This is a genomic window from Acinetobacter sp. NEB149, assembly GCF_012516415.1.
Classification (GTDB): Bacteria; Pseudomonadota; Gammaproteobacteria; order Pseudomonadales; family Moraxellaceae; genus Acinetobacter; species Acinetobacter lwoffii_V.
Window position 1 is genome coordinate 1,733,029 of record NZ_CP051208.1, and the last position, 11,655, is coordinate 1,744,683.

10 protein-coding genes and 1 pseudogene are annotated in these 11,655 nt (G+C 41.0%); 4 read left to right on the top strand and 7 right to left on the bottom strand.

Annotation, left to right across the window (positions count from 1 at the left end; translation table 11 throughout):
* Positions 1–262: 262 nt before the first annotated feature.
* A complete protein-coding gene (locus tag HGD77_RS08235) occupies positions 263–691 on the bottom strand; it encodes a hypothetical protein (protein WP_000877730.1) in 429 nt (142 codons plus the stop codon).
* Between the two features lie 195 nt (positions 692–886).
* Here HGD77_RS08235 and HGD77_RS08240 point away from each other — a divergent pair, with 195 nt between their 5' ends.
* Complete coding sequence (locus HGD77_RS08240; RefSeq protein ID WP_138743423.1) at positions 887–2,221, top strand: ISNCY family transposase; 1,335 nt, start codon at positions 887–889, stop codon at positions 2,219–2,221.
* Positions 2,222–2,839: 618 nt separating this feature from the next.
* Here HGD77_RS08240 and HGD77_RS08245 read toward each other — a convergent pair.
* The 3 genes from HGD77_RS08245 to HGD77_RS08255 form a co-directional block, all read right to left on the bottom strand.
* Positions 2,840–3,889, bottom strand: coding sequence for a 3-deoxy-7-phosphoheptulonate synthase (locus tag HGD77_RS08245; RefSeq protein ID WP_004731158.1), 1,050 nt, complete (start codon positions 3,887–3,889; stop codon positions 2,840–2,842).
* Between the two features lie 521 nt (positions 3,890–4,410).
* Positions 4,411–4,941, bottom strand: coding sequence for a hypothetical protein (locus tag HGD77_RS08250; RefSeq protein WP_004731160.1), 531 nt, complete (start codon positions 4,939–4,941; stop codon positions 4,411–4,413).
* Between the two features lie 209 nt (positions 4,942–5,150).
* Positions 5,151–6,263, bottom strand: coding sequence for an S-(hydroxymethyl)glutathione dehydrogenase/class III alcohol dehydrogenase (locus tag HGD77_RS08255; protein WP_004731162.1), 1,113 nt, complete (start codon positions 6,261–6,263; stop codon positions 5,151–5,153).
* 120 nt (positions 6,264–6,383) lie between these two features.
* On the opposite strand from HGD77_RS08255, the gene HGD77_RS08260 reads away from it, so the two are divergent.
* The 3 genes from HGD77_RS08260 (at position 6,384) to HGD77_RS08270 (ending at position 9,187) form a co-directional block, all read left to right on the top strand.
* Positions 6,384–7,940, top strand: coding sequence for a phospholipase D family protein (locus tag HGD77_RS08260; protein WP_004731164.1), 1,557 nt, complete (start codon positions 6,384–6,386; stop codon positions 7,938–7,940).
* Positions 7,941–8,107: 167 nt separating this feature from the next.
* Positions 8,108–8,545, top strand: coding sequence for a hypothetical protein (locus HGD77_RS08265; protein ID WP_004731166.1), 438 nt, complete (start codon positions 8,108–8,110; stop codon positions 8,543–8,545).
* 159 nt (positions 8,546–8,704) lie between these two features.
* Positions 8,705–9,187, top strand: coding sequence for a hypothetical protein (locus tag HGD77_RS08270; protein WP_004731168.1), 483 nt, complete (start codon positions 8,705–8,707; stop codon positions 9,185–9,187).
* An 86-nt stretch (positions 9,188–9,273) separates the two neighbouring features.
* Here the strand turns inward: HGD77_RS08270 and HGD77_RS08275 are convergent, their stop codons facing one another.
* From HGD77_RS08275 to HGD77_RS08285, 3 genes and pseudogenes are all read right to left on the bottom strand, one after another.
* The gene (locus HGD77_RS08275; protein WP_004731170.1) at positions 9,274–9,858 is read right to left on the bottom strand and encodes a uracil-DNA glycosylase family protein; all 585 of its coding nucleotides are present in this window, start codon (positions 9,856–9,858) and stop codon (positions 9,274–9,276) included.
* 32 nt (positions 9,859–9,890) lie between these two features.
* Positions 9,891–10,601, bottom strand: coding sequence for an SGNH/GDSL hydrolase family protein (locus tag HGD77_RS08280; protein ID WP_004731172.1), 711 nt, complete (start codon positions 10,599–10,601; stop codon positions 9,891–9,893).
* Positions 10,602–10,818: 217 nt separating this feature from the next.
* A pseudogene (locus tag HGD77_RS08285) lies at positions 10,819–11,610 on the bottom strand (fatty acid desaturase); the annotation flags it as partial.
* Positions 11,611–11,655 lie beyond the last annotated feature (45 nt).

An 11,655-nucleotide genomic window follows, 5' to 3' on the forward strand; every position in this document is an offset into this window, starting at 1 on the left:
TTTATGTACCAATTTCGGTTCTATTAGATGTAATAATGAATTATGAAAAATAGGATAATGTTTATGAAAATTGAACAAAATCGTGGAACTTTGCTCAAATAACAGGCGTGAAAATTGGTAAATTATTAAAAAAGCCCGATTCAGCTAAGTTAGGCTTTTTATTTGACTATAAAAATATGATTTATATAAAATAAAATAGAGAATTTCGTATAACGTGTATTATGTTAATTTTAGGGAAATTTAAGAATCTCTATGCAATGGTTTATTCAATATTCTTTGATTTCTTATCTTTTAGGTTAATCAGAAATAGCCAATAACATAAGCCAGGAAATAGAGCCATAAAGATAGTCCATGTATCTGTATACATCTTCCACCACTCTTTCGAAATTTCTCCTGTGTGACTCCATCCAAAAAGAATAAAAAATGGAGTAGCAATAATTATAGAGGCAATACAGATAGTTAATAAATTAAGACTGTTATAACGATTTAAAAGAATTGAGAATATGAAGCTGAAAGGTACAGTCAAAATACAATAAGCCAAGTAGACCAGACCGTGCCCTACAAGAACCACTAAAATCGAGTATAGGCTGTATTCCTGATTCATTACGATAAACAGGACTGCTGTGAAAAAAAGTAGTGGTAAAGGAGAAAGTAAGAGAGCTTTTACTATTTTTTCATTTGAGTATTTCACTAATTTAATTCTCTTATCTACTCAATAAACAATAATACTATAACGATTTTATTGGAGGTTTTTGATTCTATTTAACATAATGGCGATTATACGAAAGGCCCTTGTTAGAACCCATTTAAAGTGTCTATATTCTCACCAATAAAAATGTCTGGTTTATGATGGTTTTTATCACCATGGACTGGATATAAAATATAGATGCTGATCACTATGTCTGACAAAGAAATTCAACGTCTTGCAGTTCTGCAAGACGTTCGAGATCATCGTATTACCCAAGTCCGTGCTGCTGAAATCCTGAATCTTTCCACCCGTCAAATTACCCGGTTATTGCAGAAGCTCAATCAAGATGGTGTTTCAGGCATGACGCATGCTAGTCGTGGTCAACCGGGTCATCGTCGCCATGACGTTCTGTTAAAATCAGAATGTCTTTCCATTATTTCTGAACATCTGCTGGGCTTTGGACCTACCTTGGCGCATGAGAAGCTCAGCAGCATGTTTGACCTGAATATCCCGGTAGAAACGGTTCGGCGCTGGATGACTGCAAATGACCTTTGGATTCCGCGATCCAAACGTCTAAAACGCCCATACCAGCCACGCTATAACCGTGATTGCTTCGGTGAGCTGATCCAGATTGATGGCTCATATCATGACTGGTTTGAAGGAAGAGCCACCAAATGCTGTTTGCTGGTTTATATCGATGATGCTACCGGCAAGCTGTTGCATCTACGCTTTTGTGAGGCTGAAACGACCTTTGACTATATGCTTTCAACCCGAGCCTACATTGAGCAATACGGCAAGCCCTTGGCCTTTTATAGCGATAAACACTCGGTATTTAGAGTCAACCAGAAATCCAGGCAAGACAGCCAGATCACGCAATTTGGGCGGATTCTGAATGAGTTAAACATTGATATTATCTTCGCCAATTCACCCCAGGCCAAAGGTCGCGTAGAGCGAGCGAATAGAACCCTTCAGGACCGTTTGATCAAGGAGATGCGCCTGGAAGGCATCTGTTCGATTGCAGAAGCAAATGCCTGGTTGCCCTGCTTTATTGAGCAGTTCAATCAGAAGTTCGCCAAATGTGCGCGAAACTCAAAGAACCTGCATCGACCATTAACCGAATCTGATCTTGAACTGGATGATATTTTTACCTGGCAGGAACCGCGTAAGGTCACCAAGAACCTGACGATTACCTATGACAAATGTATTTATCTGCTTGAACCGACAGAGCTGAATCATAAGCTTGTTGGGCAATATATTTCATTTCTGGAGTACCCGGATGGGACTGTGGCCCTCATGCACGAGGGACGAAAGCTCAACTACAGCATTTTCAATAAATTAGCTGGGCTACAGCAGAATGAGATCGTTGAGAATAAACGGTTAGGTTCAGTCCTGGCACATATTCAGCAACAGCATGAAGAGTTGGAAAAACAGAATAAACGTTCCCGTCTCAAGAAAAGTATGCCGAGTCGTAAAGCTCAGAAAGCTGTTATTGAACAAAGAAAGTTAAATCCTGTGCTTGACTCTTGTGGTTAAAAACAGGACATTTTAAATGGTTTATCGCATAGACATTTTAATTGGTGAATAACAGCCCTTGTAAGTCCAAAATAGAAATATCCGCTTTCAGACTCTGGCATTGATTATGCCACCTAACATTAAAAGTGACATTGGCCATACGTTTTTAGCCAAATTATGCGTTGCCCAGATCCTCAGTATTAATCGGTAGAAAGTGTGCGTGATCTAGACTGCTCAAGCATAGATATTTGAGTACTTTCCGCCTGTAAAACTGGGTTAAGACGATTACTTTTCAATTTGATTTGCAAGCGCAGTTCATTATTGGAGTCCGTATTACGCTTAGCATATGGTGCATAAATTTACGCGCTTCATCGAGCAATTCGGTTGTATACATATCGAGATTCCTGAGATCATGACTGGTCAGCCGTGTAGAATCAGCTGAAGCAAGACCTCTAATAAATTATTGTTATTGTTTATTTTTTAATTTAATTATTTTTATTCAATTTATAAAATCGTTCTAATCATTATTTTTATTTTCAAACGCTGTGATGAGCTAGTTTAAGCATCTGGGAGATGCGCTGATCGGCTTCATCCGATTCTGTCTTTCCCCAATCAATTGAGGAAAGACATCATTCAGTTTTAAGCACTACGCTTCAAACCTTCGAGCCGTAGTGAGTCAGTCATATTTAACAATAGTTGTTCGGTTTTTGTCCAGCCCAGACATCCATCAGTTACAGACTGACCATAAGTCATTTGCTCAGAAATTTTCTGGTTGCCGTCAACAAGATGACTTTCTAGCATTACGCCACGAACATTGGTCTGTAAGCGTTCTGCCACGATCTGCTCCAATACTTCAGGCTGCAGCATCGGATTTTTTGAGCTATTGCCATGACTACAGTCAATCACCAATGCCGGTAAGTCGATCTGATGTTTGGCCCGGATTTTCTCAATTTCTGACAATTGGTAATTTGGTCCGCTATTCGAGCCACGTAAAATCAAATGTGCTTTAGGATTACCTTGCGAGTGTAAAATGCATGGTAAACCAGACTGGCTCATCCCCAGGAATTGATGAGGATGAGAGGCAGACTGAATGGCATCTAATGCAATCTGGATCGAACCGTCAGTACCATTTTTGAAACCGATGCTGTACGGCATATGGCTGGAAATTTCGCGATGAATTTGCGATTCGCTGGTACGTGCGCCAATCGCACCCCAAGCTAATAAGTCATCGAAATAAGCAGTTGCCATCGGGCTAAGAATTTCAGAGGCAATGGGCAGACCCATTTCAATGATTTTTAGGTATAAGTCACGAGATTTTTCCAAGCCCAATTGCATATTGGATGAACCATCCAGATTTGGATCGTAAAGGAAACCTTTCCAGCCTACGGTAGTCCGCGGTTTTTCGATATAAGCACGCATCACCAGTAAAATCTGATCAGATAGCTGTGACTGAAGCTGTTTTAATTTTTCTGCATAGTCTAGCGCCGAAGCTTCATCATGAATGGAACATGGGCCGGTGACCACCATCAAACGATGATCCTTGCCTTCTAATATATTTTGAATGATTTGACGATGTTCAGCGACTTGGCTGGCCAATTGCGGAGACAGTGGCAATTGCTGCTTAAGCTGCTGAGGTAAAATTAAAATGCTTTCAGCATGATGTTGTTGTGATGTATTTGGGGTATTCATGACTTTAATCCTGGGACTGGCAATCAGTCCAAACTTTTATTTGAGCGTTATGGGTCTAATCGAAAGTGTTGTGAGTGTCATTAGCTGACTAAAATAAGACCAATAAAAGTTGTTAAAATATGAATAGTTAAAGTTTGTCATGGCTGTCTCCAAAATATTTTAAAAAATGAAAGGCATAAAAAAACCTGATCAGGGTTGCCGATCAGGTATAAACTGGTGGGCAACCTTTTCATTGCCCAAACGCATTCAGGCAATTAGCTAAACTGCCAGAAATAAAAATATGCGTTTGAAATGATAGGTTGCTTTAACATGTTATGTCTTTCATAAAATGTGATTCTGAAATTAAAATACGCGCTCTGTGATCATTTGACAAGCATTAAATATAAAAAAATATTTATTAACTTTTCTACTTTTATTTATCGATCAATCAAACCGTGATATGTATCACTAAAATTAGTAAAACCCACAAACCTATTGCGGGTTTTACCAAAGAAACTTCAGTTTAATCCAAAGATTAAAAATTAACGTGAAACACGATTCCAGGCATCACGCACTGCAAATTTAGCCTGTTCCCAGTTTAAACGTGATTCGCCTTTTATTTGTTCCCATTTCATTCTCAAATCAGGTTCTACGTCTTCAAAACGGGTATGGGCATCATAGCTACCACGGTTTTCATAACCGACTCGATAGGCCGTATCATAATCACGGTCATAATCCAGATCGCTATAGGTAGTACGGGCATCTGAATAGTATGGCGTATTGATCGAATTATCACGCCAGTAAGCCTGTTCTTCTGTTGGATTTATAGCTTCGCCTACACCTTTACCTGCCAGACCACCAACAACAGCACCGACAACGCCACCGACAGCGACACCCACTGGACCGCCTGCAGCACCAATAGCTGCACCTGCAGCTGCACCACCTGCAGCACCTACACCTGTACCCACAGGATGTGCGCCAGGTTCACCCGTAATTGGATCAGCATTTAAATCATCGCGGACATCTTTAGGCGCATTCTTAATTACATCACGATCAAAATTATCATTCGACATAGAGCTTATCCTTATTCTTTAAAATGGTTTTAGCACGTATCTTCATACGTCCTATTTAATATAAGCATCTGGCATGTAATGACATTAGCAGGCGTGTTTTGTTTCAGTGACTCTCTGTGAGGCTTTCATGCACTAATGTATCCTGAATCAAGTGAAAGCCGCATAAAAAAGACCGGTTTAATACCGGTCTTTTTTAAAATTGAAAAAGCTTAGTCAAAATGAATGACCGTACGGATTGATTTACCTTCATGCATCAAGTCAAAAGCTTCATTGATCTGATCCAGTGGCATGGTATGTGTCACAAAAGGCTCAAGTTGAATTTCACCTTTCATGGATTGCTCTACCATTCCCGGCAATTGTGAACGACCTTTTACCCCACCAAATGCAGTACCCATCCATTTACGACCTGTGACTAAGTGGAATGGACGGGTTGAAATTTCTTTACCTGCTCCGGCAACACCAATAATCACCGACTGACCCCAGCCACGATGCGCACATTCTAGTGCTGAACGCATCACATCTACATTGCCGATACATTCGAATGAATGGTCTACACCCCAACCAGTCATTTCGACAATCACTTGCTGAATCGGCTGATCATAGTCTTTTGGATTCAGGAAATCTGTCGCACCAAACTGTTTCGCCAGTTCAAATTTATCCGGATTGGTATCAATCACAATGATACGGCCGGCTTTGGCCTGACGTGCGCCTTGTACTACAGCAAGACCGATACCACCTAAACCAAATACTGCAACACTGTCACCTTCCTGAACTTTAGCGGTGTTATGTACTGCACCAATACCGGTAGTCACACCACAGCCCAGCAGGCAAACATGCTCATGGTTGGCTTCAGGATTAATTTTTGCCAGAGAAACTTCAGCAACCACGGTATATTCTGAAAAAGTTGAACAACCCATATAGTGATAGATCGGCTCGCCATTATAAGAGAAACGGGTCGTACCATCTGGCATGACACCTTTACCTTGCGTCGCCCGTACAGCAACACACAGGTTGGTCTTGCCTGATTTACAGAACAAGCATTCGCCACACTCAGCAGTATAAAGCGGAATCACGTGATCGCCCGGTTTCAGGCTAGTGACCCCTTCACCGACTTCAACGACCACACCCGCACCTTCATGACCCAGGATTGCAGGAAATACACCTTCAGGATCTTCACCAGACAAGGTAAATGCATCAGTATGACACACGCCTGTATGGCTAATTTTTACCAGTACTTCACCTGCTTTTGGTGGAGCAACATCCACTTCTACAATTTCTAATGGCTGGCCTGGACCAAACGCAACTGCTGCACGTGATTTCATGTAAAACTGTCTTTTTTTGCTGATTTACAGATGACTAACAGTAACCTCTTTCTATTCGCAGATTCAACTATTAACATCATCAGATAAGGAATAAAAGATCCTATAATTAATGGAACATCAATGACTAAACCTTCGCCCTTTGTATGTTTGAGCATTTTTACTTTTAGCATCATGCTTTCTGGCTGTGAACTGGCTCCCAATACTGCTGAAGAAGCGAAAATCACGCCGGTTCGACCGGCGCACTGGATCGACAATCAACTTTCAAAACAGCAGATCAATAGTGGTAAAACGGCTTTCTTGCCGCTCTATGATGGTTTTATGAGTATGGCAGCACGTCTGCACCTGATTAACAAGGCCAAATATCATCTCGACCTGCAATATTACATCTGGAAAGATGATTATATTGGCAATATGATCTTATCCCAGCTCTTAAAAGCCGCCGATCGCGGTGTCAAAGTGCGTGTCCAGATTGATGATCAAAATGGTACCCAGCTTGATGACAAGCTTCTTGCTCTAAGCCAACATCCAAATTTTGAAGTCCGGATTTTTAATCCCTATAAATTTCGTCATTTACGTGCGCTGGATTATGGCTTCCGGATGAAAAAGGTCAATCATCGCATGCACAATAAATTAATCATTGCGGACGGAACTGCAGCCGTGACTGGTGGCCGCAATATCAGCAGTGAATATTTTGATGCCAGTGAAGATTTTCAATTCACCGATGTGGATATATTCTTCGCGGGGCAAAGCGTAACAGATGCCAATCAGACCTTTATTAACTTCTGGAATGATGATCTGAGTTATGACGTTCGACAGGTCTTGAATGATACCGGCCATCCTGAAATGCTCAAAAGGCTCAGAACTGAATTTGAACGTGAAGATGTTGATGAAACTGAACTTAAACGCCGGGTGGGTATTGCCGAGAAACAAGTCGAACAACACTTAAAAAAACAACCGATGCACTGGGCTCCGGCTTATTTTGTTGCGGATAGTCCCGCAAAAGCCCGTCCTCATGCCAAAAATGGCGATTATATTTATACCCATATGCTTGAATTAATGGGTGAACCAAAAAAACATCTGGAACTAGTGTCCTCATATTTTATTCCCACGCAAAAAGGGGCCGACTATTTAACCCGCCGTGCGCAACAGGGTGTGAAAATCAGAATCCTGACTAACTCTTTTCAGGCCAATGATGTGGCCGCAGTGCATGCCTATTACCAGCAATATCGTCAGCAATTATTGAAAAGTGGCATCGAACTCTGGGAATTTAAACCCTACATTGTCCGTCCGGAACGGACCTGGTATGAAATTATGACCGGAGACATTATCCCGGCTAAAAACAAAAATAGCTCCAGTTTGCATGCCAAGTTTTTTGATCTGGATGGCATGGTTTTTGTCGGTTCATTTAATTTTGATCCGCGTTCAGCCTATCTGAATACCGAAGTCGGTCTGGTCATTGAGTCGGAAGATTTTCAGAAGGAAATTACCAGTGCGATGGATCAGTACTTACCACGCGTGGCTTATCAGCTTAAGCTGAATGAAAAAAATGAAATGATTTGGCTAGAACATCAAAAAGATGGCCGTAGCATTCAACATTCACATGATCCGGAAACTACAAAATTCCAGCGTTTTATGATGAATCTGGTGACGAAATTTCCCGGTGAATGGTTAATGTAATGACATTGGAGTGACCTTAAAATTACATGCTATGAAAAGCCCGTATTTCGAGAATAGCCGATTAACCTAACTTAGTCCGATCATCTTTTAAAAGGTTTTACAGTCGATTGCGCTTACTTTAGAATTACACTTTCCTCGTATTTTGCGATTGTTCGCCCTCCACTCCCATGCAATTTTTTGATTTAAGCCGTCAGTTTAAGTTCAGTGATATTCTGACGCCTGTAAAAACTCTCCATGATTTATCCCAGCAAGAATGGTATTTGGCCAAAATTCGGGTGGAACATGACTGTCTGTCCGACTCCGATACGGTCGAGGGACAGGTAGTTTTGAAATCCAGTGAAAATATTCAACTTGAACTGGAATGGCTGATTCAGGATAGCGGTTATGAATTACAGGTTTTATTTAAAAGTGTAGAAACCGAAGCCACTGATGAGACCGGTATTATGTTGAAAGGTGCACAACTGGTCGATGAACTGCAGCAAGTACTCTCTGCCCAAGCATTGAGCTTATGGATTGATGGCACTCTTTTGCCGATGTTGCCCGAGATCCGTCAGGAAATTAAAGCACGTTTAAACTTATGGGATTATGTCGAATACGATGGCTAATCGCCGAGTTTTGCATTTTTTAAAGAGCCTATGAGGCTCTTTTTTATAATCTGAATAACGATTTAGATTGATCAAACTGCCGTAGCTTCAGTTTTTTCAGGCAATGCCGAGCTGGGTAACTTGTTATAAAATTTATAAAAATAATAAGAGAATCAAGGCATGATTTCTGATAATGAATGGCAACAGATTCGCCAGGTGGTCGCTGATGCACAACGGGCCGCCATGCATTGCCCTATTGCAACAGTCAACTCCAAAGGCTTTCCTAGTATTACTCCCATCGGAACCGTATTCCTCAAAAAAAAGACCAGTACGGGTTTCTTTTTTGATACTTATTCCACTACTTTTTCTAAAAACTTACAGCATCAGCCGATGGCCTGCATACAGGCTGTGAACAGTAGCAAACTGTTTTGGTTTCATTCGTTGCTTAAAGGTAAATTTAAGCGTTATCCAGGAGTACGCTTATATGCAGAAATTGGGCCTTTACGTCCGGCCTCACCTGAGGAAATACAGCAGGTGGAGTCGCGTATTCGAGCTTTAAAATGGACCAAAGGTAGCCAGTTAATCTGGTCCAGCTTTCATCATGTCCGGGAGATTAAAATTAATAGCCATCGCTGGGTTGAATATCCAAATATGAATAAATAAAGCCAATAACTTACAAATAGTAAGTTTATGTCTTGTCTGTAGCCTAAAACCTCTTTAACCATTTTATCTGATTATTGGATTAAATATTAAACCAGACCCACATGTTCAAACATCGTCCGGTAACTTTCGGCTTTTTTCTCCAGAGAAACCGGATAGGCTCGAGAAGATGAAGGCATGCGATATAAATACAGATCACGTCCGACAAAATGGGCTTGGCTAGGTTGACCAATACTCGGCTTTAAAGTCCCTTCAGGCATGGACAGCATCATGGTGTCTGTGGCCTTGTCGCCTGTGGTCATAATATGATTGCACTGCGGCATTTGGCTGAGCAGTTGCTCAATATTGGTAGGTACTACAATTTCCAAAAATTTGTCTGAAGCATTGCCCTTTAAACGCCGGATCTGATAGCCACTATCAAAAATCGCAATCCCCGTTTCAGTTAAAAAATCCCGGATTAAGTTTTCCTGAAATTTCCTATTGGGTAAGTCCAAAAAGTAATCTTTATTCTCAAAAAAAATCAGTCCAAAAATCCGCCACATATCATTCTGGTAGTTTGGATAATAAAAGTTCATTTTCCAGCGTGTGGCAGGTGGCGGGAAGCTGCCCAACATCAGCAATTTTGCATTGGGTGGTAAAAATGGCGGTAGCGGATGTGTTTCAATATCAGACATAGAATTAGCTAAATTGAGAGATTTCAACTATTTTAGAAGGTCTTCCGAATCTTGCCAGCTACTTCTTGTCCCCAAAGTGTATAAACTTCCTTACTCGGATGAAAACCATCTGCAGCCATTTGTAAATTCATGGCACGATACTTCTCAATATCGTATTCAATCCATTGCATATTCACTTGCTGATTCACAAAATTTTCTAGTTGCTGGTTCATCTGTTTAGCATACTGGCCAAATAGCCAGGCTAAAGGATTCGGTAGCGCCGGAAACATATTCATTGGCGGCACACCGGCAGCAATGATCAGTTTCGGACTAAATTTTTGCTGAATTTTACTATAAAGCTGTTCCTGTTTCTGAATCCAAACCTCGACAGGTATCAGTTTGGTCACATCATTGACGCCAACCGACGTGACGATTACATCATAGTGCTGGACTTCCATCTGGTCCAAAGCATGAATTACTTTTGAGCTGGTATCGCCTGTTTTGGCCTGTAATTTCCAGTCAATTTCAAAGTCATCTTTCAGTTCATGCAGAATTGCACCCAGTAATGCGTCATCCTGATGTTCTACTCCTACACCTGCTGCTGCCGAATCCCCTAAAATCAGCAGAGACAGTTTGTTGCCGGTTCCGGTTTGACCTTCACGTGCACCTTCAGGTTCCGGCAGTCTTAGGGTATTTTTCTTGACACGATTACCCTGAATGACAAGTGCAGGAATCAAGGCAATGGTGGCGGCTTTCAGCAACATAGCGGGCTAATTTATATAGGGATATACTTAATTTTACCTGAGTTTATTCTTTTGAACTATTTCCTCAACAGTCATTTTAAATGAATGTTCACCTAAATTTAACTAAGATAGGATTCTTGCAAAATACAGGCTTATACATCTTGCCATTGGGTAAAACATCAAGGATAAATATAAAAAAATCCCGCTTAAAAACGGGATTTCTTATGGAAATTAAAGCTTAGATTTTATAGTCATTCCAGCGATTCATACGCTTAAAAGTTCCCACATCATTAAAACGCACGCCCACTTCTTTCATTACTTTATGCGCCGTTTTGGACGTCAGTTGACGGATATAAAATGGCTCTTTGACCACAAAATGATGAATCGCATGGGTCGAACCAAAATTACAGCAGAATAACTGGAACGGAACCATCCACCATGGATTGAGCACTTGGGTTTGTTTGATCACATCACGTGGATCAATATCGCCATAGTAATGCATATTTGAGCTGACAAACTGCAAGCTAAAAGAACGGATAAAGTTCGGAATCACCCAGATGACTGCCAGCAGATTTACAATCGGCATCGCGTCGACAATGCCTTGCGACCAGAGCATCTCATAACCGAATAGCGGTGAAACTGCATTTAAACCATGAAAGACCACAAACAGGTAGCACAATCCATAGTAAATAATGCTGAGAGGTAAAAAGCCAAATAGCTGAGAAATCATGGCAATTTTACGTTCTTTTTCAGGCTGTTTTTCCAGAAAAAGATGAATCATTTTAATCATCTGAAATGGACGCAGATACACTGACATCAACTGGTCACTAATCACCAGAATTCGGCGAATGCCCCAAGGCATACCATTACTGATGCCACGTTCTTCCAGGTCATGTTCAGTGCCTGAATATTTATGATGATGCAAATGTAAACGACGACGTGCCCACGGACTGATGGTGTTTGGACGTGCCAACCAGACCAGTGCCAGCATCAGATGATGTGCCCAAGGTGTTTTTTTGAAATACATATAGGACTTACGCATTGACGGATTCAAAAAAGTATTAAAATAGTTTAT

Coding starts and splice junctions, on each gene's coding strand:
- HGD77_RS08265 (WP_004731166.1), top strand. CDS start 8,108: ATGCAATTTTTTGATTTAAGCCGTCAGTTTAAGTTCAGTGATATTCTG.
- HGD77_RS08240 (WP_138743423.1), top strand. CDS start 887: ATGCTGATCACTATGTCTGACAAAGAAATTCAACGTCTTGCAGTTCTG.
- HGD77_RS08255 (WP_004731162.1), bottom strand. CDS start 6,263: ATGAAATCACGTGCAGCAGTTGCGTTTGGTCCAGGCCAGCCATTAGAA.
- HGD77_RS08275 (WP_004731170.1), bottom strand. CDS start 9,858: ATGTCTGATATTGAAACACATCCGCTACCGCCATTTTTACCACCCAAT.
- HGD77_RS08270 (WP_004731168.1), top strand. CDS start 8,705: ATGATTTCTGATAATGAATGGCAACAGATTCGCCAGGTGGTCGCTGAT.
- HGD77_RS08280 (WP_004731172.1), bottom strand. CDS start 10,601: ATGTTGCTGAAAGCCGCCACCATTGCCTTGATTCCTGCACTTGTCATT.
- HGD77_RS08245 (WP_004731158.1), bottom strand. CDS start 3,889: ATGAATACCCCAAATACATCACAACAACATCATGCTGAAAGCATTTTA.
- HGD77_RS08260 (WP_004731164.1), top strand. CDS start 6,384: ATGACTAAACCTTCGCCCTTTGTATGTTTGAGCATTTTTACTTTTAGC.
- HGD77_RS08250 (WP_004731160.1), bottom strand. CDS start 4,941: ATGTCGAATGATAATTTTGATCGTGATGTAATTAAGAATGCGCCTAAA.